This is a genomic window from Desulfovibrio sp. DV, from assembly GCF_001936595.1.
Classification (GTDB): domain Bacteria; phylum Desulfobacterota; class Desulfovibrionia; order Desulfovibrionales; family Desulfovibrionaceae; genus Solidesulfovibrio.
On the sequence record NZ_MLBG01000079.1, the window covers coordinates 1 to 23,019 of the forward strand.

A 23,019-nucleotide genomic window follows, 5' to 3' on the forward strand; every position below is an offset into this window, starting at 1 on the left:
CCGGCGAAGATGCCTCCGGCGGCCGGGGGGATGATCCCCCCGGACCCCTGCAAAGGGAAAAGTTTTTAGCCGACGAGCGTGGAACACGCTCCCTTCCACCGCCGTAGCGGCGCCGTCCCCCCTTTACCCATTTGGGGGGTCCGGGGGCCTCAGGCCCCCGAAGCAACGGTGGTTCCCGTCAAGCTCAAAAAGCAATTACGCGTCTCGACTTGGCACCGCACCTGGTCAAATCAAACTTCCCCCCAGTGGGATTCCAAAGGGCTCAGCCCTTTGGCCGCCGGAGGCACTCTTTCTCTACTCACTCCACTTTACGCACTCCACGGTCGCCGCGCTCGACCAGGCGCTGGATGCCGCAGTAGAGGGCCGGGACGAAGTAGACGCCAAGCACCGTGGCCGCGATCATGCCGCCAAAGACGGCCGTGCCCAGGGCATGGCGGCTGGCCGCGCCGGCTCCGGTGGCGGTGAGCATCGGCACGACGCCGAGGATGAAGGCGAACGAGGTCATGAGGATCGGCCGGAAGCGCAGGATAGAGGCCGTCACCGCGGCCTCGGCCGGGGTATCGCCGGCCTCGCGCCGGGCCTTGGCGAATTCCACGATCAGGATGGCGTTTTTGGCGGCAAGGCCGATCAGCATGACCAGACCGATCTGGGCGTAGACGTTGTTTTCCAGGCCCCGCAGCATCTGGCCGGCCATGGCTCCGAAGACGGCCAGCGGCACGGCCAGGATGACGGCAAAGGGCACGGCCCAGGATTCGTACTGGGCGGCCAGGACGAGAAAGACCATGAGCAGGGCCAGGCCGAAGATGAACACCGACTGGCCGCCGGAGGTGGCTTCCTGGAAGGCGATGCCGGTCCAGGCATAGCCGTAGCCCTGGGGCAAGGCGGTCTTGGCCAGATTGGCCATGGCCGCGATCGACTGGCCCGAGGAAAAGCCTTCGGGCGTGCCGCCGGAAATTTCCACCGTGCGGAACAGATTGAAGCGGCGGATGTATTCCGGCCCGCGAATGTCCTTGGTGATGCCAAGGGTACTGAGGGGGACCATCTCGCCGCCGCCGGAGCGCACGTAGAACCGTTCGATGTCGGCCGGGCTGCCGCGGAAACGCGGCTCGGCTTGCAGCATGACCCGGTAGGTGCGGCCGAATTTGTTAAAATCGTTGACGTAGAGCCCGCCAAGATAGGTCTGCAAAGCTTCAAAGACCGTGCTTGGCGGGATGGACATGGTCTGCACCTTGTCCCGATTCAGATTGTAAAAGAGCTGGGGCACGTCCACGCTGAAGTCGGTGAAAAGCCCGGTAATGGACGGCTCTTGCCTCGCTTCGGCCATGAAATCGTAGGCCGTGCGGGCAAGGGCGTCCACCGGGCCGCCGGTGCGGTCCTGGAGTTCGAACTGGAAGCCGCCGGTGGTCCCCAGGCCCGGGATGGGCGAGGGATTGAAGGCCATGACGATGGCTTCCTGGACATCGGCAAACGACGCCCTGGCCCGGCCCATGGCGGCATCCAGGGACAGCTCCGGGGTTTTGCGCTGGTCCCAGGGCTTTAAGATCACGAACATGGCGCTGCTGTACGAGCTGTAGGCGCTGGTCAGCAGGTTGTAGCCGCCAAGGGCCAGGACATCGGCCACGGCCGGATCGGCCGCCATGCGCTGCTCGATCCGTTTGACCACGGCGTCGTTGCGCTCGAGCGACGCGCCTTCGGGGAGCAGCATGTTGACGATGAAATAGCCCTGGTCCTCGTCGGGCACAAAGCCCGTAGGCAGGGTGGTCAGCAGATGCCAGGCCCCGCCGCCGACCGCCGCCAGACAAACCACCGTAACGAGCATCCGCTTGATGGCCACCCGCACCCCCGAGGCATAGCCCTTGGTGGTGACGTCAAAAAGCCAGTTGAATCCCCGGAAAAAGGCTCCGAGCGGCCCGCGCGGCATGGAGGCCGGCCGCAGGATCAGCGCGCACAGGGCTGGCGAGAGGGTGAGTGCGCAGATGGCCGAAAGCGCCACGGACACGGCCAGGGTGAGCGCAAACTGCTGGTACAGCCGGCCGGTGACGCCGCCCATGAAGGCCACGGGCACAAAGACGGAAATGAGCACCAGCGAGATGGCGATGACCGGCCCGGCCACCTCGGCCATGGCCGCCCGGGTGGCGTCGCGCGGGTGCATCTTGTCGTGGTCGATCTTGTGCTGCACCGCTTCGACCACGACGATGGCGTCGTCGACCACGATGCCGATGGCCAGCACCAGACCGAAAAGCGTCAGGGTGTTGATGGAAAAGCCAAAGGCCTGCATGAAGGCAAAGGCCCCGACCAGGGACACCGGCACGGTGAGCATGGGGATGAGCGTGGCCCGGCCATTTTGCAAAAAGACGTAGACCACGATGAGCACCAGGGCCACGGCCTCAAAGAGCGTCTTTATGACCTCGTGGATGGAGGCGGTGACGAACTTGGTGGTGTCATAGGGAATGGTATAGCTGACCCCGGAGGGGAAATAGCCGGCCTGCTCGGCCATAATGGCCCGGATTTGGGCTACCACGTCCAGGGCGTTGGCTCCGGGAAGCTGGAAGACCTGGATGGTGCAGGTGGGGCTTTGATTGAGGCGCGTGAAGGCGTTGTAGCTCTGGCTGCCCAGTTCCACCCGGCCCACGTCGCGGATGCGCACGATCTCGGCGGCCCTGCCGGTGCGCACGATGATGTCGGCAAATTCCTCGGGATCGGTCAGCCGGCCCTTGACCTGCACCGTCAACTGGAACTCCTGGCCCGGCGGAGCCGGCGGCATGCCGATCTGGCCGGCCGGAGCCTGGACGTTCTGGTCGCGGATGGCCTGGGCCACGTCGGAGGAGGTCAGGCCCAGGCGGGCCAGCTTGTCCGGATCGAGCCACACGCGCATGCCGTAGTCGCGCTCGCCGAAAACGGCCACGTTGCCCACGCCAGGCACCCGGGCCAGGGCGTCGGTGATGTTGATCTTGGCGTAGTTGTTGAGAAACAGCGTATCGCGGCTGGCATCCGGGGAGCTTAAGTTGATGACCAGCAGCATGTCCGGGGACTGCTTTTTAACCGATATGCCGCGCCGGGTGACTTCCGAGGGCAGGCGCGAATTGGCCAGGGCCACGCGGTTTTGCACGTCAACGGTGGCCAGATCGAGGTCGCGGGAGATGTCGAAGGTGACGTTTAGGACCATGCGCCCGTCATTGGAACTCACCGAGTTCATGTAGAGCATGTCCTGGGCGCCGTTGACTTCCTGTTCGATGGGCGTGGCCACGGACTCTTCCACCACCTGGGCGCTGGCTCCGTCGTAGGTGGCCGACACCTGGACGGTCGGCGGCACGATCTGCGGATACTGGGCAATGGGCAGGGTCAGGATGCAGATGGCCCCGACCAGGGTGATGATGATGGACAGGACCGAAGCGAAAACCGGCCGGTCGATGAAGAAATTGACCATGGCCGGCCCCTAGGGTTTGGCCGGCGCAGCGGCGGGCGTGGTCGGCGTTGCAGCCTGGGCGGCCGGAGCGGCCGGAGCGTCAGGAGCGGACACGACCTTGACCAGCGCGCCCGGACGAATCTTGGAAATGCCTTCCACCACCACCATGTCCGTGGGTGTCAGGCCCGAGTCGATGACGAAGGAGCCGTCCTTGCTGCCGCCCAGGGTCACGGTCCGGGCCTCGATCTTGCCGTCGGCTGCGACCACGTACACCGACTTGGCTCCCTGGACATCCACGATGGCCCGCTGGGGCACGAGCATGGCCCCTTTGCGGTGCTCGAGCAAAGCCCGGACCTTGGCGAACTGGCCGGGTTTGAGCATCCCCTGCGGATTGGGGAAAATGCCGCGCACGGCCAGGGTGCCGGTCTTGGCGTCAAGGGCCCGGTCGGCCATGTCGGCCTCCCCCTGGTAGGGATAGACGGAGTCGTCGGCCAAAAGGAGCGTCAGGGGAAATTCCCGATCCTTGTCGCCATTGGCGTGTCTGGCCTTGGAAAACTCCAGATAATCCCGTTCGCTGATGGAAAAATCGGCGTACATGGGATCGGTGGAGGAGATTTCGGCGAGCAGCGTGTTGTCGCCCTTGCCGACGAGATTGCCGACATTGACGTAGGTCTTGCCGATACGCCCGGTGATGGGGGCGATGATGCGGGTATAGCCGAGATCGCGTTCGGCGGCGTCCACGGCGGCCTTGGCATGATCGACGTTGGCCGCCAGTTCACGCTGGTTGGTCAGGCGCGTGTCATATTCATCGCGGCTGACCGCCTGCTGCTTGTAGAGCTGTTCAAACCGGGTGAGATCGACTTTGGCCTTGGCGAAAAGAGCGTTCTGTCGTTCCAGTTCGGCTTTGGCCTTTTGCAGATTCTCCTGATACTGGCGCGGCTCGATGACAAAGAGCAGATCGCCTTTCTTGACGATGGACCCTTCGGTGAAGTTGCGTTCCTTGAGATAGCCTTCCAACCGGGCCCGGATCTCCACATTTTCCTTGGCCGCCAGACGTCCCACATATTCGCCGTACACCGGCACGTCGGACACCACCGGGACCCTGGCCTGCACCATGACGGCGGCGGGTTCAGCCGCCTTGGCGGCCGGCTTTTTCTCTGCATCCTGACCGCTGCAACCGGCCAGGGACAGGACAATGGGGAACAGGGCTAAAACGCCATACTTCAGTACCGGACGGAGCAGCATTGGGCCCATGACGGTTCTCCTCAAAACAATTCGCAGTATCTTGTATGAGTAATAAACAACAGGCGTTAGCGCAACATGAATCTCGATTCCACAGCAACCATCGCCCGCGCCGCAACGCCTCGGACGCATACCCGGCCGCGTGCCGGAGGCTTTGGCCTGACCACATTTTTGCGGCAAAATTATTTTGTTATGAAACAAATTCATTTGCATCAATATCAAGCGCACTCATACGAATGTGCATCAATTTATTTTCAAGACCGTATTTTATGCATCTTCCGTTTTGGAAACAAACCGTGCTATGACGACCCATTCCCCAATGCCGGCACAGACGTTTCATGGAGGATGCTATGTCGCTTCAAGTCAGAGTGCTTCTGCCCACCCTGGCCCTGGTCTGTCTGGCGGCGGCCATGTTTGCCACAACCTGTATCGTCGCCGGCAACCAGCGCGGCGATGCCCTGGTGGTCAATATCGCCGGCCGCCAGCGGATGCTCACCCAGAAAATGGCCAAGGAGGCGCTGCTGGTCCGGGCGGCGGCAACCGCAGGCGCAAAGGACCCGGCCGTCGCCGGCAAGCTGGAAAAAACCATGGCGGTTTTTGACGCCAGCCTGACGGCCCTGCGCCTGGGTGGGCCGGCCCCGCTCAGCCTGGACCCGTCCGGGGCCTCGGCCGTGTTGCCCCGGCCCGGCACTGCGGAGTCGGCCCAGTTGGGGCAGGTGGCCACCTTGTGGGAGGAGTACCGGAAACTGGTCAGGGACGCGGCAGCCAATGCCCCGGGAGCTGATGTGGCCCGGCTGCTGCCTGAGAGCGAGGCGATCAACACGATGATGGACAAGGCGGTGTCGCTTTTTCAGCGCCAGTCCGAAGATCGGGCTGAATTCCTCATCTGGCTCGAGGGGGCGCTGTTGCTCGTTGCGCTGGGCCTTGGCGGGCTGGTGCATCTGATTTTACGGCGAACCGTGCTATCGCCCCTGGCCCGGTGCATTGATTTTGCCCAGCGCATTGCCGGCGGCTCCTTCCAGGCTGTATGCGCCGGCACAGCCTCAGGCGAATTGGGCCGGCTCCAGTGCGCCCTGGAAAGCATGGTGGCCAGCCTGCGCAGCAAAATCCGCTTCGCCGACGGTGTCCTGGCCGCCATCGCCGACACCGCCCCCTATGTCATCCTCGACGCCAAAGGCAACATCACCCACACCAACTCCCTGATGCTCGCCTTACTGGAAAAAACAGAAGCCGGCGAAAGCTATGTCGGGCAGACCCCGGGCCATTTCATCTACGGCGACGCCAACCATGAAACGGCCACGGAGAAAGCCGCCCGCACCCGGCAGGCCTTTCACGGCGACCTCGACGTGCCCCTGCCTTCCGGCACGGTCAAAACCATCCGCGTCTCGGCCACCCCCATTGCCGATTTTGACGGTTCCCCTCTGGGGCTGTTCGGCTTTTACGCCGACCTGACCACCGAACGAATGCAACAGGAAGCAATCGACCGGCAGCAACGCAGCCTGATTGCCCTGGCCGAGGAATCCGACAAGGTGGCCCGGTCCGTGGCCGAGGCTGCCAGCGAACTGTCCGGGCTTGTCACCAAGGCCTCGCGCGGGGCGCAGTTTCAGACCGGCAAACTCACCTCCTCCACCAGTTCCATGACGGCCATGGACGCCAAGGCCCGGGAAATGTGCGAACAGGGCCAGGAGGTGGCCCGGGATGCCGCCGCCGCCCTTGAGCGGGCCAGGGAAGGCGATCATGCGGTCCGGGACGTGGGCACGGCCATCGCCCGGGTCAATATCCTGGCCCGGGAGCTGGGCCAGGGTATGGACACCCTGGGCAGCGAGGCCCGCGAGATCGGGGCCATCATCACCGTCATCTCCGATATTGCCGACCAGACCAATCTGCTGGCCCTGAATGCCGCCATCGAGGCGGCCCGGGCCGGCGAGGCCGGACGCGGATTTGCCGTGGTCGCCGACGAAGTGCGCAAGCTCGCCGAAAAAACCATGAACGCCACCAACGACGTAACCCGGGCGGTCACCGCCATCCAGCAGGGAATCCACCGCAGCGTGGGGGCGGCCAGGGACGCCGGCTCGGCCATCGCGTCCTGCACCGCCCTGGCCGACACCTCCGGAGAGAGCCTGGCGGCCATCGTGGCCATTGTCTCGCGCACAACGGGACAAGTTGAAACCATGGCCCAAAACGCTGCAATCCTGGCCGAACTCGGACGCGGCATCAGCCAGAATCTCGGCAGCATCAGCACGGTGTCAACCAGCACCATGACCGACATGAGCACCGCCGCCGAGGCGGTCTCGGTTCTGGCCATGCGCACCGGCGAACTCGGCCAGCTTATCGAATGCCTCAAAACCGAACAGGACGGCGAATGCCGTCGCCTGGGGGCAGTCCAGGAGGAATCGACCTGAAAATAACCGGCAAACAGGGACGGGACATTGACAGCCCCACCCCCTTTGCCGCATCCCTTGGCCTCGATTGCCGCACGACCGCATCCACGCCAAGGAGACCGCCTCATGCTCTGCCCCGCCCTGCGCTTTCTCGGCCCGCGTCGCCAGGACTACCTGCCGGGCCTGCTTGACCACTACCAGCCCATCGGCCGGGGCATGGCCCTGCTCGACGAGGCCCTCAAACGCAGTCTGGCCGACGGCCAGGACCTGGGATTCAAGGTGCTGGCCGGGGAGATCGACATCCTCGAAGCCGAGGCCGACAAGATCAAACGCCGCATCCGCAACCACCTGCCGGCCGGGTTTCTCATGGTCGTGGACAAGACCCTGTTCCTCAACTACACGCGAAGCCAGGACAACATCCTGGATGCCGTGCAGGAGGCCGTGGCCTGGCTCGGGCTTGGCAGTTTCGACATCCCGCCCGCCCTGGCCAAAGCCATGTCCGAGAGCGTGGAGCAGGCCGGCATCACGGTCGCCATGCTGCGCCCGGCCCTGGCCGACACCATTGATTTCGTTCTGAGTGCCCGTAGCGCCCGCGGCGACGTCAAATCGCGGATGCACGAAATCCGCCTGCAACACCTCAAGGTGGTGCGGGCCAAGCGCGGCCTTATAAGCGCCGCCTACGGCTCGGGCCTGGATTTTTCCCGGGTGTACCAGATCATCCGGTTTGTGGAGTATGTCTACCGGGCCAGCCACAACGCCGAAGGCTGCGCCGATCTCTTGCGGGCCATGCTGGCGCGCTAGGCCGGCCGGGCCGGCAACGGCCGTTTTATGAACGACAACCGCTTTTTCCGGCTGCCCCCGGGCGCATGTCCGCCGGATGGGCCCAGGCCACGCGAGGCGGCGTTTCCCATGACCAGTCCCGACACCCCGCGCCTTGCCGCCATTACCGCCCGACTGCGGGAACGAGGCTACCGCATCACTCCCCAGCGGCTGGCCATCCTGCGCGTCCTGGCCGAGAGCCCGGACCATCCCACGGTCGAGACCGTGTACCGCCGGCTTTTGCCCGACATCCCGGACCTGAGCCTGGCCACGGTCTACAAGACCATCGCGGCGCTCAAGGCCTGCGGCGAGGTCCTGGAACTGCAATTCAGCGACCGCGACAACCGCTACGATGCGGCCCGGCCGGAGCCGCATCCCCACCTCATCTGCCAGGGTTGCGGCGCAGTGGCCGATCCCGAACTGCCCGGCGTCGAAGCCATGGCAAAGGCCCTGGCCCGGGCCACCGGCTACAGCATCCTGACCCACCGTCTGGATTTCTTCGGCTTGTGCCCGAAGTGCCAGATAAAACGGGACAAGCCGGATCAGGCAAGCCCTCCGGATCCTTCAGAAAAGAAATAAATCAAATAATATCGATGCATTACAGCCCCTGTCCGACGGACGGGGGCTTTTTTTCCGAAGCGACGTTGCCATGTCCCGGGAACTCCTTTAAGAGAATCACTATCCATAACGACCTGACCACCCGCCGTGGGCAGGCCCCGGAACAGGAGACGTGAGCATGTCTGACAAGAAAACAATGACCACCGGCTTTGGCGCGCCCATCGGCAACGATCTCAATACCGTAACGGCCGGTCCACGCGGCCCGGCGCTCATGCAGGACGTGCACCTGCTGGAAAAAATGTCCCATTTCGACCGGGAACGGATTCCCGAGCGGGTGGTCCACGCCAAGGGGGCCGGCGCGCACGGCTATTTTGAGGTCACCGCCGACGTGACCCGCTATACCCGGGCCGCCTTCCTCTCCAAAATCGGCAAGCGCACCGAAATGTTCGCCCGCTTCTCCACCGTTGGCGGCGAACGCGGCTCGGCCGACTCGGCCCGCGACCCCCGGGGCTTTGCCCTCAAATTCTACACCGAAGAAGGCAACTACGACCTCGTCGGCAACAACACGCCGGTCTTTTTCATCCGCGATCCGCTCAAATTTCCCGATTTCATCCACACCCAGAAGCGCAACCCCCAGACCAACCTCAAAGACCCCGACATGTTCTGGGACTTCCTGTCGCTCACCCCGGAATCGCTGCATCAGGTGCTGATTCTTTTCTCCGACCGGGGCACCCCGGCCAGCTACCGGAACATGAACGGCTTTAGCAGCCACACCTACAAGTGGTACAACGCCGCCGGCGAATACTTCTGGGTCAAGTACCATTTCAAAACCGACCAGAAGATCAAAAATCTCACCCGCCAAGAGTCCGACGCCCTGGCCAGCAGCGACCCCGACCATGCCACCCGCGACCTGTTTACAGCCATCGCCTCAGGCAATCCGCCGTCCTGGACCCTGGAAATGCAGATCATGACCCCGGAGCAGGCCAAGGACTACCGCTACGACATCTTCGACGTCACCAAGGTCTGGCCCCATGGCGACGTGCCGCCCATGGTCATCGGCAAGATGACCCTCGACCGCAACCCGCTGAACTACTTCGCCGAGGTGGAGCAGGCCGCCTTTAATCCGAGCAACTTCGTGCCCGGCATCGCCGCCTCCCCGGACAAGATGCTCCAGGGCCGGCTGTTCTCCTACCACGACACCCACCTGCACCGCCTGGGACCCAACTACCAGCTCATCCCGATCAACGCCCCCAAGCTCGCGGACGTGGCCAACTACCAGCGCGACGGAGCCATGCGCACCGACGACGGCGGCGGAGCCGGACCCAACTACTGGCCCAACAGCTTCGGCGCGCCCGCTCCCGATCCCACGGTGCTCGAACCCCATGCCCCCCTGGACGGCGAGGCCGGCCGGTTCGCCTACACCCACCCCAACGACGACTTCATCCAGCCCGGCGAACTCTACCGCAAGGCCATGAACGATATGGACCGCGAGCATCTCATCGGCAATATCCTCGGCCACCTTGCAGCCGCCCTGCCCCGCATTCAAAAGCGCCAGTGCGCCCTGTTCATGAAGGCCGACACCAGCTTCGGCGAACGCATGGCCGCCGGCCTTGGCCTCGACGCCGCCGAGATCAAACGGCTCGCCGCCATGACCGCCGACGAACGCGCCGCCGCGACAGCGGCGTAGGGGAAGGGAAAAATGAAGGCAGGGGGATGCCTCCGGCGGCCGGGGGGATGATCCCCCCGGACCCCCCGAATGGGTGAAGGGGGGACGTATCGGTGCGACTGGGGACGTGCGCGCAAGCAAGAGAACCGGCCAGGCTGAGACGCAAGGCCCAGGCGCGAGAACAACAACGACAAAGGCCGGCAGCCCGGAATGGGGCTGCCGGCCTTGGCACCGGGCCGGGGGAGCAATCCCCCGGCTTTTTTCGGGCCGGGAAGGCCCGGCTAGACCGCCAGTCCCGTGACGGCCAAAAACCAGTAGCACAGGGCCGAAACCAGCGCCGCCGCCGGGATGGTCAGCACCCAGGCCACCACCAGCCGGCCGGCCACGCCCCAGCGCACGGCGGACAGTCGCTTGGACGCGCCAACGCCGATGACCGTGGTTGAAATGGTGTGGGTGGTGGAAATGGGCGCGCCCATGGCCGAAGCCGTGCAGATGACGGCAGCGGCGGCAGTCTCGGCGGCAAAACCGTGGATGGGTTCGAGCTTGAAAATCTTGTGCCCCATGGTCTTGACGATCTTCCAGCCGCCCGAGGCCGTGCCCAGGCCCATAGCCAGGGCGCAGGCCAGCTTGACCCAAAACGGCACCGCCATCTCCGGAATCTCGTGGAAGGTGAAAAGGGCCAGGGTGATGATGCCCATGGTTTTCTGGGCGTCGTTTAAGCCATGGCTGGTGGCCATAAAGGCGGAAGAAACGATCTGCAGCTTTTTAAAAAGGAAATTGACCCGCCCCGGCGTGCTTCTGACCACCAGCCAGGACAGGAGCACCATGAGCAGATAGCCCGAGAGAAACCCGGCCAGGGGCGAGAGCAGCAGCGGCACAATGACCTTGGCCCCGATCGAGCCGTAAAGCGGCGCATCCCAGCCGCCGTAGGCCACGGCCGCGCCGATCAGGCCGCCGATCAGGGCGTGGGACGACGACGAGGGAATGCCCAGATACCAGGTGAGCAGGTTCCAGAAAATCGCCCCCAACAGCGCCGCCAGCACCAGCCCCTGGCTGCCGGCCACCATTTCCGGCTGCACAATGCCGCTGCCGATGGTGTGGGCCACCGACTCTCCCAGAAACGCGCCCAGCAGATTGAGCGCCCCGGCCATGAGCACCGCCGTCAGGGGCGAGAGCACCTTGGTGGAGACGATGGTGGCGATGGCGTTGGCGCTGTCGTGGGCTCCGTTGGTGAAATCGAAGACCAGGGCAATGCCCACCACAACAATAAGCAGGATGGGCAGGTCAGGCATTTTTGAGCACCACGCCTTCCAGAATGTCCGACAGGGCCTCGGCCCGCTCCACCGCTGCCTCGATGCGATCGAAAATGTGCTTCCATTTGACGATGTTCAAGATGGCCGCATAGTCGGCGGTCTCATCGCCGCCGTCGTAGAGTTCGCCGATGCCGACCATGACCAGGGTCTCGCTCTCGTGCTTGAGATTCTCGATCTTGTGAAAGCTCTCCTCGCTCTTCTTGTTGGCGCTCATCTGGCCAAGCACCACCCCGAGTTCGTCGATCATGGCCCGCAGGTTGGCCACGATGCGCCGGGCCGGATAGCGGATGCGGTCGAAGCCGAAAAGCCCGATGCGCGAGGCAATGGCCTTGATGAGATTGAGCAGGTCTTCCTGGGTAAGGTTGATCTGGTGGATATCCTCGCGGTCGATGGGCGTAATGAACGTCAGGGAGAGTTCCTTGGCAATGCGCCGGCTGATGGCGTTGCCTTCGGACTCGATGATGTTGATGCGTTTGCAGCGTTCCTCGACATCGTCAAAGGTCGTGAACAGTTCATCCAGGATGCCCACGGCCTTGGCCAGCTTGCGGTGCTGTTCCTTGAACAGGTCGTAGAATTTTACCGATCGGGGAAAGAGGCTGAAACCCATGCGTGTCTCCGCAAATGAGCAAAGGGTTGGAAGAACCGCCCAGCATGACGGGACAGGCCGCGCACCATGCGGGCCGCCGTCGCAGTCACAAACACAAGACGAGAGAACGCCCCGGCCTAGGCGGCAACGAGCCGCACCACCCGGGTTGCACCGTCGAGAAAGGCCTCGCCCCCGGCCGCTGCCAATTGGGCCCCGGGCAGGGTCACATCCAGCCGGGCCGGCCCCACAAACCGCACCACCACGGACTCCCCGTCGCGGGCCACGGCAATGGCCGTGGCGGCCGCGTCCGGGGTCTGGATCAGAATGGCCCCAAAGGCCTGGACCAGGACGTCATAGGGAGCCGTCACCGGCACCGGGCCGTCTGGCGCGTCGAGAATGCGGGCGGTGACGCCCTTGGCCCGAAGCACCGGGTCGGCGGCGGCCAGGGCCTGCTTAAGGGCCGCCAGGGCATCGGTGGCCGGAGCCTTGGCCTTGGCCGCGGCAAAGCGGTCCCGGGCGGCGGCGAGCAGATCGTCGATAACGGTCTTCATGGCCCCGGCCGAGGCCACCACCACGGAAAGGGCGTTACCCGCCGCACCGATGTCGGCCGGGGCGGCGGCGAGCAGGTCCCGGGCGGTCTCGCCATAGCCCAGCACCTTGGTCAGGGGGGTGCGCAGATTGTGGGAGGCGTCGATGACGAAATCGCGGAAAATGCGGTCCATGGTGGCCGCTTCGGTGACGTCGTGAAAGGTGACGATGCGGCCGCTGCCCTGCCCGGCCATGAACGTGGACGCGGCCGTAACATCGACCACCCGGCCGCTTGGCAGCTCGAAACGGCCCACCGGGCAGACCGCGCCGGCCTCGTCGGCCTTGCCGGCCAAAGCCCGGTCCACGCAAAGCGGCACCCCGGCTTCCAGGGGAACCCGGCCAACCGGTTCGGCCAGCTTGGGGAACATGTCGCGAAAGGCCCGGTTGGCGGCCACGATCCGCCCGGCGGCATCGAGGATGGCCAAGCCCTCGGCCATGCCCTCGAAAATGGTCTCCTGGCGCTTTCGCCGCTCTTCGATTTCGCCCACATGGGAGCCGATGCGGGTGGCCAGGGTGTTGATGGCTTCGGCCAGGGGGGCAAAATCCGTGGCCGAGACGATATGGATGCGCCGGTCGTAGTGGCCGTCGCCGATGGCCGACACCACGTCGGAAATTTCCCGGATGGACCCGGACATGCGCCGGGCCAGGACATAGGCCGCCACCCCGCCGGCGGCAAAGACCAGAAGCATGACGGCCAAAAGCGTCTCGCGCACCCGGCCGATCTCGCCGCGAAGCGACGACACCGGCAAGGCCAGCCGCACGATGCCCGGGGAAAGGCTGTCCGTGCCGGCAAAGCCCTGGGCCACGTAGAGCATATCCCGGCCCAGGGTGCGGCTTAGACGCAGGTCCTGGCCAAAGCCCCCGGCCTGGGCCTGGCGCACCTCGGGCCGGTCGGCGTGGTTTTCCATCTCGCCCACCCCGGACGCGCCGACGTCGGAATCCGCCACCACCCGGCCGCCCACGATGTAGCTCAGGCGAAAGCCCAGGTGCGGCCCCAGGCTGTCGACATAGCCGGCCAGATCGGCGTCGCCGGTAAAACGCGGATGGGAACGCAGGAGATATTGGGCCAGATCCAGGGAATGCCGGGCCCGTTCTTCGGCCTCGGCCAGCACGGCCCGTTCGGCCTTGCCCGTGGCAAAGACAAAGACGCCGCTTAAGACCAGCAGGAAAAATCCCCAGGTCCACAGTAGAAAATTCAATGTTATGGAACGCCTGGCCATCCGCCCTCCCTGGAACGCGAAATCGTGACAATCAGGCGACGATTTCGTGACGCGCAAGGTATAGGCGGCAAGCGCTCCGGGAGCAAGGGCAGAGTGTGCGGGCCGGGCCAAAAGCGCCCGGCCGCCGGCGCAATTCAGTGGGCGGGGTGGGCGGCGAGGTGCTCAAGCAGGATGCGCCGCACCTCGCGGATGGCCAGGGGATGGTCCTGGGCGCTGTGGCCGGAGTGGACGATTTTCTCCGACACCGCCCCGTCCAGATGCGAACTCCAGTAGGGCACGACGCCGTCGGTGCCGCCCGGGGTGTCGGCTTTCTTCTCGTCGCCGATGATCGAGTGGTAGGGAACGGTCATCGGCAGTTCGGCCAGGGTCTTGAGGCTGGGATTTTTGGGCGAGAGGCTGTCGATGCCCGTGGGCAGGCGCCCGCTCCCAATAGCGGAATTGCCGCCGGCGTGGGCGCTTCGGACCAGGGCGGCGGTGACGGCGCCAAGCGGCTTGAGCACGGTCAGCGGCAGGCTGATCAGCGCCCGGCCGATGTTGGCGATGACCCCGAGGGCCAGCTCCGATCCCCGATGGGGGGTGGAAATGAAGACCACCCGCGACACATAGGGCCGGTGGGTGAAATACAGGGCGTCGCGCAGCACCGTGCGGTCATCCGGGGACAGCGGCAGGTCCTCGAGCTTTTTCTTGGAAACATTGGCCCATAGGGCGTCGCCGCTGTCCAGGACCAGGGTTTTGGTGAGCAGGCCGCCCATGCTGTGCCCCACCACCACCATGGCGTTGAAATTGGGGTTTTGGCCGCCGGGATCAAAGGCATGGCGCACTTCCTCCAGGGAGGCGCGCAGGGCGGCGGCGGAAAAGAGCATGGGATTGCCGGTCGGATAGCGGAAATACCAGAACTGGTAGCGGGCGCGCAGCTCGGGATCGCCCATCAGCCCGTTGAACATCGGAGCCCAGGTGGTCGGCGCGGACATCAGCCCATGGACGAAGACCACCGGAATCTTGTCCGGGTCGTAAGGCTGGAGCATGTAGAGCCGGGTGTACTTTTCCCAGGCCGCCGGATTCATCATGCCTTCCAGGCCGTTTGGCTCGGGCGAGTTCTGCATCATGAAGGCCAGGGGCGTGGTCAGGTCGATCTCCATCGGAACCCGGGCCCCGGCCACCTCCAGGACATCGGTCTTCATGGGATCGTGGATTTCCAGGTCGGCGTCGTAGACCAGTGCCCCGTATTTGTTCTTCGAAGCGGCGGGGGAAAAACGCAAGAAAAGCGAGGCGGCATAGGTCTGGCGCACCTTGGGGATGAACCGTTCCGCAGCCGACCCCACCTCGCCCTCGCTTGGCCGGCGCACCACGGCAATAGGCACGCCGATGCCCAGGCGCACCTGCTGCGGCGAGAGCCCCTTGACCTCGAACTCGTAGGCCAGATGGTAGCTCTCCACCTCATCAGGCGAGAAGGTCAGCTCCGAGCGCCGCTCGGCCAGCCGCACCCGGCCCATGAGCCAGGGCAGTTCCCGCCCCTTGGCATAGGCAAGGTCGGCATCCCGGGCATACAGTACATAGTTGGCCAGAGAGCGGTTATAAAACTCCATGGCCTGTCTGGAATAGGGATGGTAGATATCGAGAGTGGGTTTAAACGCGGTGTCAAATAGATAGAGGTAGGCGTAAACAGCGCTGGAAAGATAATACATGGCCGCTTTTTCCGGGTCGCTCTTGCTGTGCGTGGCCTGGACATAACAGAGTTCGGCCAGGGCAAACACCGCCTCCCGGTCGCGCTCTGCCCGGGCTTCGCCGTCAAGGCCCCGGAGCATGGTTTCCGGGTCCGCCGCCAGGGTTGCCTCCAGGTCGCGCTGGCGCAAAAAGCGCAGGGTGCGCTCCGAAGGCCGGTCGGAATTCAGCGCGTTGCGTTCAAGCTGGCCGGCCCGGTCGTTTATGGAGACCGGGCGCACCCCGATGCGGGCGCAACCGGACAGAGCCGACAGGAGCAGCAGGCACAGCAGGCAGACAGGCAGCAGGCGGCGTGGCATGGGAATTTCCTTGGGGCGCAGTATCCGGCAGAGCCGTGCAATGGTCCCGGACGGCGCAGTCGTTTCCGGGCGGTCTTCTCTACGACAGGTTGCGCCTTGCGGTAAAGCACTCCGTCGGCCGGCGGCGGCCCGTTTCAGGGGAGGCCGCCGCCGGCCCTGTTTCTGCAGGCCCATTGTTGCCAGCACAGCCAAAAGGGCTTAAAACAAACTACCCATAAGTCCCTTTTACCCAGGAGTCGCCCATGTACCCCATGGCCCTGTACAGCCTGATTGTCGCCCTCGTCCTGTCCCTTTTCGGATGCAACGGACTCGACGCCATCGGCAAACAGGATATCTCCGGCACCCCGACCAGCTATGCCCAGGTCAACAAGGAACCCAACCCGGCCCTGCTCGGTTGCTTTGTCCGAAGCCGGCCCAGCGAATACAACCGGCCAAACAAATACGAGTACTGCCTGATAAAAAGCGGCCAGGGCTACGCTGTGTACTACTACTTCATGGACGGCAAAAGCCTCAACACGTTCAAGGGCTGGACGTCCGCCTCCATCAACGGCGATTGCCTGACGGCAGACTACGACGGCTCGACCTATTGCGTCAAAAATGGCGAAATCATGCAGACCACGACCGGCAGTTCCGACCTGCACCGCATGTTGCCCATGAATTAATGCGGCATCCGGCAAGCGGGCAGCCTGGCTGCACCGCCTCGTGACAGCCTGCGTTCCCTCCCCGGCCGACCCGGGGCGGCAGGAAACCAGCAAGGAGTGCACATGGCCGGGCATCGGCTCTGGTGGTTTGGAGCAGTGGCGGGTTCCCTGGCCGCGGCAGCCGCGGCCGGATGGGTGTCGGGGGCCTCGGGGGCCTTGGCCGGCCTTTTGGGCGGTCTGTTTCCGGCCCTGGCCGCCGTGGCCGCCGTGGCCGCGGCCGAGGCGCGCCGACGCCGTGAAGCCGGCGAACTGGCCCGCGTCCTTGACGCTCTGGAGGCCGGCAAGATTGCCGACATCCCGGTCGTGCCGGACGGGCTGGCCGAGGCCCTGGCCCGGCTTGGCGAGAGCGTGCGCACCACGCGCGGCTTTCTCTCGGGCATCACCAAAGGCCTGCCCATCCCTTATCTGCTGGTCGATCCCAAGGAACGGGTGCTCTTTACCAACGCCGCCACCCTGGCCATGCTCGAAATCGACGGCGCACCCGAACGCCAGCTCGGCCGCACCCTGGCCGAGGTCTTTTACAACGACGCCAGCCGGGCGACGGCCGTCGGCAAGGCCATGAACCAGGGGCAGGTCTTTGCCAACCTGGAGGTGACCATCACCGGCCACCGGGGCGGGCGGCGCGACGTGCTGGCCAATGTCTTCGCCCTGCGCGACGCCGCCGGGGAGACCATCGGCGGACTGTGCCTCTATCTCGACATGACGGAACTCAAGGCCAAGGAAGCCGCCATCTGCCGACAAAACGACCACACCGCCAATCTGGCCAGAAAGGCCGGCGGGCTGGCGGCCGATCTGGCCGAGGCCGCCAAGATCCTGGCCGAGCAGGTGGGCCAGGCCAGCCACGCCGCCGACGACCAGCAGGCCCGAATGGGGCTGGTGGCCGATTCCGTCACCCACCTCGGCCACGCTGCCCGCAACATCGCCGACACGGCCCGGGAGACCGACGCCGTGGCCAGCAAGACCCGCGATCAGGCCGGCGGCGCCGCCGACACCATGAACCGCGTGCTCTCCGGCATGGCCGAACTGTCCACCAAGGCCGCCGCCCTTGGCGGGCATATGGAAACCCTGTCTGCCCAGGCCAAGGAGGTCGGCAGCATCCTGGGGGTCATTTCCGACATTGCCGACCAGACCAATCTGCTGGCCCTCAATGCCGCCATCGAGGCCGCCCGGGCCGGCGAATCGGGCCGGGGCTTTGCCGTGGTGGCCGACGAGGTGCGAAAGCTGGCCGAAAAGACCATGGCCGCCACCCGCGAGGTGGAACGCAATGTCACCGCCATCCGCGACAGCGCCGAAACCAACCGGCAGGCCACCGGGGAAGCGGTCAATCTGGTTACCCAGACCGCCGGCATCGCCGGCGAGGCCGGAGCCGCCCTGGACGCCATCCTGACCCTGGCCCGGGAAACCTCGGCCCATGTGCGCACCATCGCCCAGACCGCCGGCGAGCAGACCACCGCCGGCGAACACGCCGCCAAAGCCGGCACGGACATCGCCCAGGCCGTGTCCGAAACCTCCCAGGCCATGGGCGAAGCCGCCCTGGCCGTGGAAGAGCTCTCCCGGGTGGCCGACGCGCTCAACGCCCTGTTCGCCGACTCGGCTGCCGGATGACAGTGAAAGCCTTTACGGCTATAGACGGCCCATGTGGGAAATGTTCATCATCGTCGCCGTCGCCTTCATCGGCGTCAGCGCCGGTTTGTGGCTGGTCATCCGCAAGACCGTCCGCCGCCGCCATGCGGTCCTTACCCCGGGCAAGTTCGATTTCGATGCCTTCAAATCCCGCGAGATCACCCGGCGGGGAGTGCACGACACCACCCGCATCGGAAAAAAACGCTGACCCGCCCCTGCCCCCACGCCTCCCGGCCTGGCGTGGCGCGAAGCCGTCTTGAGAGGAGTGCTCCATGCCGCTATCCCGTATCCTGTGCCTTGCCGCCCTGCTGCTGACCCTTTGCCCCGCCCCGGCCCTGGCCGAGACACCGACCGAACTGGCCGGCATCGCCCTGGGCGAACCGCTGGCCAAAGCCAAGGGACGCGTCCAGGCCAAAAAGGCCCGCCCCGTCAGCGACTCCCCCTGGATGCAGCGGATACCGGTTGGCGGCGACAAGTTCTTTTCCGGTGGATACGTCCTGGTCGGCACCTGCGCCGCTCCGGGGACCGTGGCCCGCATCAAGATGCGCTACCGCGACGGCGGCCTGGATTTTTTCCGCACGGTAAGCGGCGAGATGCTCAAGCGCTACGGTGATCCGACCCAGTACAAGGGGGATCTGGAAGGCCGCACCATGGGCAACAAATGGGCCTTTTCCGACGCCCGGCTGCGGCCGATCAGCCTCATCCTGCAGCGCACCGAAGGCGAGGACCCGGAACTCGGGGCCGGCAATACGCTCAAGCTCACCAACTGGGGCCTGCTTGAAGCCGAACGGGCCTGCTGGCAGGAGCGCCATGGCCAGCCCAAGGCTCCGGCGGCCGCACCAACCGGCAAGTCCGCGCCGGACAACGGCTACCTCCCCCGCTGACGGGCCGACCCGTAAGGCCAGTGAGGACCCTGCCATGCAGCAACTGCAATTCGACGACTCCCTGCATACCGGCTTTGCGTCCATCGACGAACAGCACCGCCTGTTTTTGGACATGCTTTCGGAACTGAGCAGCCAGATCGAGGCCGGACAGCACCGCCAGGGCGTCCTGGACGCCTTCCAGGGGATGCGCATGTACGCCGAGGGCCACTTTGATGATGAAGAAGCCCTGATGCAGTCGCGAGACTACCCGCAGCTTGTGGCCCACAAGCGCCTGCACGAGACGTTTCGGGCCATGGTGGCGGAACTGGAAGGGCGCATCGGCGAGGGACCGGGCCTTGTGTCCCTGGAGACCCTGGAATTTCTCGGGGCCTGGTTCATCGGCCACATCCGCAATGAAGATCTGCGATTCGCAGCTTTTGCCCACGCGAAATAACCAGTCCAAGAGGCAGGGCCGGCCTTGCCCCTTGGGGCCCGGCGGCAGGGCCTCACAAAATGAGAAGAGCCTGGCAACCAGCGGTTGCCAGGCTCTTCTCGCACCAAAATACTGCTGTACTAGGAGAAGAAGTTGAAGGTCGTGCCGCCCGAGCCGAACAGCGACGAGAAATCAACCCCCGTGCCGGCCCCGAAGGAGCCAAACAGGTTCCCGGAGGTGCCGCCGAACAGGTTGCTGAAGTCCAGCGAGAAACCACCCGTGCCGGTGCCACCGAACAGGCTGCCGCCGAAAGTCGTGCCGGTGCCGCCGAACAGGTTGGAGCCCAGGGAGAAGCCCGAGCCGCCGGTCAGATCAAGTCCGAAGCCGGTGGTGCCAAACGTCCCGCCAAGGTTAAGGTTCTGAAAAAGCGAACTGAAATCGAACAGTCCGCCGGTACCGGATAATGTTGCCATGTTGCCCTCCCAAATCGATCGATTGTGGCAAATCCCTCACCACTTTTTCTAAAATCCCCTGTTGTGCAAGCGACTTGCAATTAAAAAAGCGAATCCCCGCACAACTGAGGATACCCTCAATTACTCCTCACAGGCCGTGCTGTCAACATAACACGCGTATTCTTCTCGTCTTCCTCACCAGATCTTCCGCCACGGCAACGTACTGCCAGCCCATGCAGCGACTGGAACACACCAGCAACATGGCCTTTTAACTGTAACAGGGTACAAAATTCTCTCTTATATACCGACAGACTTGGCATTGTTCCAACAACACATGCCACGAAGAATCACCCTCCGCTGCAATTATTCTCGCCGTTAACAATTCAGATAAAACAGTATGTCCCAGCGCTTTCCGAGACAGGGTGTCCAGCCTGAACACATCCGCCGCAACCAGACCAGCGCTGCAATATTCACAAACAGCCGGTCTGCGCGTTGCGGCAGTCTCGGCGGGCTTTCCTGGCTGAACATATATAGCCCTTGAATTACTCAGCTTTCACAAGATGTTCCCGTTCGACCAGCAGCGCAAAAATGTAACGTTCAACCACTTCCAGAACCACCACATCGGGCCGCTCGGCCTCGATGATTTCCGGCAAAAAGGCATGGGTCCACAAGAAGACCGACCGGGAAAAGCGTTCGGCCGCATACGGCTGCATGGCCCGGGCAAAGGAATCATGAAAGACAACCGCCCGGGGCCAATCCGTCCGGTCCGTTTCATAGGCCGCCCGCCCCCGGTCGGGGTGGTCGGCCGGATCGGGATAGTTGCCGGGAGCGGCCGGCCGGGCCAGGGGCGGCGTGCGCTTTTGCGGCACGATGTCGCGCTCCCGCCACAGGTCGGGCAACAGCAGCATCTCGGCCAGATCTCCACCGGGGCGGTCCTGTTCGCCCAGGGCATACCCGCCGATGTCCAACCCTTCCATGGCCGGAAACTGGCGCCCAAGGACCTCGACAAGAGACGAGGCGCCGACCAGGCCGCCAAACCCGTTCCAGTGGGTGTCGGTCTGCATGAAGGTCCGCTGGGTCTCCCGGGCCCGGGTCAGCGGTTCACGCAGGTCAATGACCTCCAGCCCGGCCTGGCGCAGACGCGGCACGATCTGGCCCAGGCGCGAGACCGGGTGCAGGGGGGCAATGCCCGGCGGCAGGAAATCCGGGTAGACCCGTTCCTTGTTGGGCGCAAACACGATGCAGTAGGCGATGCCCCGGGCTTGCAACCAGTCCCGGCGCTCGGTCTGCACCCGCACCATCTCGGCCATGTCGCGCTCGGACAGGGGCACGGTATTGAGATAATCCTCCAGGGCCTGCTCCAGGTTGTAATAGAGCCAGCCCTCCCGGCCGACGATGACCCCGGGCACGGGCGATTCACCGAAAAGGGCCAGCCGCAACCGGCTGTTGGCCCGAATCAGATGATCCCGAAACGGGGCGGCGTCGCGCACATGGGCGGCCAGGGCCGGGCCGTATCCGGCCGGTTCGGTTGCGGCCAGGGAGAGCGGCGGCAGGGCGGCCAGCGGCCTGTTTTCCACGGCCAGCCGGCCGCCGGAGATTCCCAGAAGCGGCAACACCAGGGGCGTGGCCAGAAAAACCACAAATACCACAATCTGAAGAAAACCAGCTAGGCGCGCCATATGACTAGAACCTGGCATAGATAAAAGGTGCATACCCGCCGGCCGCAATGGCCATGGCCGAGGCCGCCAGCAGCCCGGCCAGGGCCGCCACCTGCCCGCAGGCCGCAACCGCTGCGGCCTTGTCGCCAAACCGCCCGCACCACCGCGCCCACACCCCGCCAAGGGGCATGGCGAAAACAACGGCCACGGCCAGGGCGGCCAGCCGCTGCCGGGTGGCCACCACCATCCAGGTGTAGTCGAAGCCCTCGACGGAACACGAGAAAAGCGCCGTGAAATACCGGGCCGACACGGCAAAATCCGTGGCCCGAAACAGCACCCAGCCAAGCATCACGGCCAGGAGCAGATAGGCGTGGCGAAAGCCGGAGGGCCGGGTATCGAGCCAACGGCCAAAACCCGTGCGCTCCAGGGACAAAAACGCCCCGTGCCACAGGCCCCAGATGAGGAAATTGAGCGTGGCCCCGTGCCACACGCCGCACAGGGCAAAGACGAGCAGCAGGTTGGCCTGCACCCGCCACGGCGCACACCGGCCGCCGCCCAGGGGAATATAGAGGTAGTCGCGAAACCAGGTGGACAGCGAGATATGCCAGCGCCGCCAGAATTCGCGCACCGAGCGCGACACGTAGGGATGGTCGAAGTTCTCCGGCAGATGCACCCCGAAGAGCCGGCCAAGGCCCACGGCCATGTCGGTATAGCCGGAAAAATCATAATAAATCTGTGCGGTGTAGCAGACCAGCCCGAGCCAGGCCGTGGCCATGTCGGGGCCGGTGGCCCGGCCAAAGGCCGCATCGGCCACCGGGGCCAGGGTCCCGGCGACCAGGGTCTTCTTGGCCAGCCCGACCGCCACCCGCCAGGCCCCTTGCCGGAAATCCTCGAGTCCGGGCCGTGGCCGGCCGAGTTCCGGCAGAAGCGGCCCGAACCGGGCAATGGGACCGGCCGTTATCTTCGGGAAAAAGGCCATGGCTGCGGCAAAGCGCGTCAGGCTCCGCTCCGGGGCAAGCCCCCCCCGGTGCACGTCCACTATATAGGCGATAGCCCCGAAGGTGAAAAACGAGGTGCCAAGGGGCGAGGCCCCGCCGCCGTACTTGTAAAAGGCCAGCAGGCCGAGGTTGGCGGCCACGGCAACGGCGGTCCAGCGCTTGCGGGCCAGCCCCGCACTCCCGCCGATCACCCGGCCAAGCAGATAGTTGCCCAGGGTGGCCGCGGCCAGGACCGGCAGCCCGGCGGCATCGGCCAGGAAAAAATACCCCGCACTGGCGGCCAGCAGCACGACGCCACGCGCCCCCAGGGGCGACAGATAGAACACTGCCAGGACAACCGGCAGGAAATAATACAGAAAAATCGGTGAATCCGGTATCATGCGCGCTCCTTGCGCCAATAGTCTTCCCGTCCCCCAGCACCCGCCCCGCACCCTGCCCCCCATCCAGGGGGTCCGTGGGGGCATGATCCCCCCCGGCCAGGGATCCGGGAC

At 64.8% G+C, this 23,019-nt stretch carries 18 protein-coding genes; 9 read left to right on the plus strand and 9 right to left on the minus strand.

Translation table 11 applies throughout. The annotated features are described in order from the left end of the window. Positions 1 to 298: 298 nt before the first annotated feature. On the minus strand, positions 299 to 3,427 hold the full coding sequence (locus tag DVDV_RS15555) for an efflux RND transporter permease subunit (protein WP_075355551.1): 3,129 nt from the start codon (positions 3,425 to 3,427) through the stop codon (positions 299 to 301). A 9-nt stretch (positions 3,428 to 3,436) separates the two neighbouring features. Beyond that, complete coding sequence (locus DVDV_RS15560) at positions 3,437 to 4,660, minus strand: efflux RND transporter periplasmic adaptor subunit (RefSeq protein ID WP_075355552.1); 1,224 nt, start codon at positions 4,658 to 4,660, stop codon at positions 3,437 to 3,439. A gap of 338 nt (positions 4,661 to 4,998) precedes the next feature. On the opposite strand from DVDV_RS15560, the gene DVDV_RS15565 reads away from it, so the two are divergent. The 4 genes from DVDV_RS15565 to DVDV_RS15580 all read left to right on the plus strand — a co-directional run bounded on the left by DVDV_RS15565 (position 4,999) and on the right by DVDV_RS15580 (position 10,093). After that, positions 4,999 to 7,050, plus strand: coding sequence for a methyl-accepting chemotaxis protein (locus DVDV_RS15565; protein ID WP_075355553.1), 2,052 nt, complete (start codon positions 4,999 to 5,001; stop codon positions 7,048 to 7,050). A gap of 105 nt (positions 7,051 to 7,155) precedes the next feature. Further along, positions 7,156 to 7,830, plus strand: coding sequence for a DUF47 domain-containing protein (locus DVDV_RS15570; protein ID WP_075355554.1), 675 nt, complete (start codon positions 7,156 to 7,158; stop codon positions 7,828 to 7,830). Between the two features lie 108 nt (positions 7,831 to 7,938). After that, complete coding sequence (locus tag DVDV_RS15575) at positions 7,939 to 8,427, plus strand: Fur family transcriptional regulator (RefSeq protein WP_075355555.1); 489 nt, start codon at positions 7,939 to 7,941, stop codon at positions 8,425 to 8,427. 157 nt (positions 8,428 to 8,584) lie between these two features. Continuing rightward, the gene (locus tag DVDV_RS15580) at positions 8,585 to 10,093 is read left to right on the plus strand and encodes a catalase (RefSeq protein WP_075355556.1); all 1,509 of its coding nucleotides are present in this window, start codon (positions 8,585 to 8,587) and stop codon (positions 10,091 to 10,093) included. Between the two features lie 260 nt (positions 10,094 to 10,353). Here the strand turns inward: DVDV_RS15580 and DVDV_RS15585 are convergent, their stop codons facing one another. The 4 genes from DVDV_RS15585 to DVDV_RS15600 all read right to left on the minus strand — a co-directional run bounded on the left by DVDV_RS15585 (position 10,354) and on the right by DVDV_RS15600 (position 15,800). Next, positions 10,354 to 11,364, minus strand: a complete 1,011-nt coding sequence (locus tag DVDV_RS15585) for an inorganic phosphate transporter (RefSeq protein WP_075355557.1) — start codon at positions 11,362 to 11,364, stop codon at positions 10,354 to 10,356. Continuing rightward, positions 11,357 to 11,992, minus strand: coding sequence for a DUF47 domain-containing protein (locus tag DVDV_RS15590; RefSeq protein WP_075355558.1), 636 nt, complete (start codon positions 11,990 to 11,992; stop codon positions 11,357 to 11,359). Before DVDV_RS15590 ends, DVDV_RS15585 begins: the two co-directional genes overlap by 8 nt. Positions 11,993 to 12,108: 116 nt before the next feature. After that, positions 12,109 to 13,758 carry a HAMP domain-containing protein gene (locus DVDV_RS15595; RefSeq protein ID WP_254845405.1) on the minus strand — a complete coding sequence of 550 codons (1,650 nt, stop codon included), beginning with the start codon at positions 13,756 to 13,758 and terminating at the stop codon, positions 12,109 to 12,111. A gap of 155 nt (positions 13,759 to 13,913) precedes the next feature. Next, the gene (locus tag DVDV_RS15600) at positions 13,914 to 15,800 is read right to left on the minus strand and encodes a triacylglycerol lipase (RefSeq protein WP_075355560.1); all 1,887 of its coding nucleotides are present in this window, start codon (positions 15,798 to 15,800) and stop codon (positions 13,914 to 13,916) included. Positions 15,801 to 16,042: 242 nt separating this feature from the next. Between DVDV_RS15600 and DVDV_RS15605 the strand changes: the two genes are divergently transcribed. From DVDV_RS15605 to DVDV_RS15625, 5 genes are all read left to right on the plus strand, one after another. Then, entirely contained in the window at positions 16,043 to 16,462 is a 420-nt protein-coding gene (locus tag DVDV_RS15605) for a hypothetical protein (protein ID WP_083634796.1), read from the plus strand. A gap of 102 nt (positions 16,463 to 16,564) precedes the next feature. Then, on the plus strand, positions 16,565 to 18,106 hold the full coding sequence (locus DVDV_RS15610) for a methyl-accepting chemotaxis protein (protein WP_075355561.1): 1,542 nt from the start codon (positions 16,565 to 16,567) through the stop codon (positions 18,104 to 18,106). 31 nt (positions 18,107 to 18,137) lie between these two features. Beyond that, positions 18,138 to 18,332 (plus strand): hypothetical protein, encoded by a 195-nt coding sequence (locus DVDV_RS15615; protein WP_075355562.1) that lies wholly within the window; start codon positions 18,138 to 18,140, stop codon positions 18,330 to 18,332. 64 nt (positions 18,333 to 18,396) lie between these two features. Then, entirely contained in the window at positions 18,397 to 19,008 is a 612-nt protein-coding gene (locus DVDV_RS15620; RefSeq protein WP_075355563.1) for a hypothetical protein, read from the plus strand. Positions 19,009 to 19,042: 34 nt separating this feature from the next. Further along, positions 19,043 to 19,441, plus strand: coding sequence for a bacteriohemerythrin (locus DVDV_RS15625; RefSeq protein ID WP_075355564.1), 399 nt, complete (start codon positions 19,043 to 19,045; stop codon positions 19,439 to 19,441). A 119-nt stretch (positions 19,442 to 19,560) separates the two neighbouring features. Here the strand turns inward: DVDV_RS15625 and DVDV_RS15630 are convergent, their stop codons facing one another. From DVDV_RS15630 to DVDV_RS15640, 3 genes are all read right to left on the minus strand, one after another. Beyond that, the gene (locus tag DVDV_RS15630; protein ID WP_075355565.1) at positions 19,561 to 19,893 is read right to left on the minus strand and encodes a hypothetical protein; all 333 of its coding nucleotides are present in this window, start codon (positions 19,891 to 19,893) and stop codon (positions 19,561 to 19,563) included. Positions 19,894 to 20,414: 521 nt separating this feature from the next. After that, a complete protein-coding gene (locus tag DVDV_RS15635; RefSeq protein WP_075355566.1) occupies positions 20,415 to 21,551 on the minus strand; it encodes a hypothetical protein in 1,137 nt (378 codons plus the stop codon). A gap of 4 nt (positions 21,552 to 21,555) precedes the next feature. Then, positions 21,556 to 22,908, minus strand: coding sequence for an MBOAT family protein (locus tag DVDV_RS15640; RefSeq protein ID WP_075355567.1), 1,353 nt, complete (start codon positions 22,906 to 22,908; stop codon positions 21,556 to 21,558). Positions 22,909 to 23,019: the final 111 nt, after the last annotated feature.

Bases quoted from the DNA above. Each gene is read 5' to 3' on its own strand.
- DVDV_RS15555 (WP_075355551.1), bottom strand. From the start codon at position 3,427: ATGGTCAATTTCTTCATCGACCGGCCGGTTTTCGCTTCGGTCCTGTCC.
- DVDV_RS15560 (WP_075355552.1), bottom strand. From the start codon at position 4,660: ATGGGCCCAATGCTGCTCCGTCCGGTACTGAAGTATGGCGTTTTAGCC.
- DVDV_RS15565 (WP_075355553.1), top strand. From the start codon at position 4,999: ATGTCGCTTCAAGTCAGAGTGCTTCTGCCCACCCTGGCCCTGGTCTGT.
- DVDV_RS15570 (WP_075355554.1), top strand. From the start codon at position 7,156: ATGCTCTGCCCCGCCCTGCGCTTTCTCGGCCCGCGTCGCCAGGACTAC.
- DVDV_RS15575 (WP_075355555.1), top strand. From the start codon at position 7,939: ATGACCAGTCCCGACACCCCGCGCCTTGCCGCCATTACCGCCCGACTG.
- DVDV_RS15580 (WP_075355556.1), top strand. From the start codon at position 8,585: ATGTCTGACAAGAAAACAATGACCACCGGCTTTGGCGCGCCCATCGGC.
- DVDV_RS15585 (WP_075355557.1), bottom strand. From the start codon at position 11,364: ATGCCTGACCTGCCCATCCTGCTTATTGTTGTGGTGGGCATTGCCCTG.
- DVDV_RS15590 (WP_075355558.1), bottom strand. From the start codon at position 11,992: ATGGGTTTCAGCCTCTTTCCCCGATCGGTAAAATTCTACGACCTGTTC.
- DVDV_RS15600 (WP_075355560.1), bottom strand. From the start codon at position 15,800: ATGCCACGCCGCCTGCTGCCTGTCTGCCTGCTGTGCCTGCTGCTCCTG.
- DVDV_RS15605 (WP_083634796.1), top strand. From the start codon at position 16,043: ATGTACCCCATGGCCCTGTACAGCCTGATTGTCGCCCTCGTCCTGTCC.
- DVDV_RS15610 (WP_075355561.1), top strand. From the start codon at position 16,565: ATGGCCGGGCATCGGCTCTGGTGGTTTGGAGCAGTGGCGGGTTCCCTG.
- DVDV_RS15615 (WP_075355562.1), top strand. From the start codon at position 18,138: ATGTGGGAAATGTTCATCATCGTCGCCGTCGCCTTCATCGGCGTCAGC.
- DVDV_RS15620 (WP_075355563.1), top strand. From the start codon at position 18,397: ATGCCGCTATCCCGTATCCTGTGCCTTGCCGCCCTGCTGCTGACCCTT.
- DVDV_RS15625 (WP_075355564.1), top strand. From the start codon at position 19,043: ATGCAGCAACTGCAATTCGACGACTCCCTGCATACCGGCTTTGCGTCC.
- DVDV_RS15630 (WP_075355565.1), bottom strand. From the start codon at position 19,893: ATGGCAACATTATCCGGTACCGGCGGACTGTTCGATTTCAGTTCGCTT.
- DVDV_RS15635 (WP_075355566.1), bottom strand. From the start codon at position 21,551: ATGGCGCGCCTAGCTGGTTTTCTTCAGATTGTGGTATTTGTGGTTTTT.
- DVDV_RS15640 (WP_075355567.1), bottom strand. From the start codon at position 22,908: ATGATACCGGATTCACCGATTTTTCTGTATTATTTCCTGCCGGTTGTC.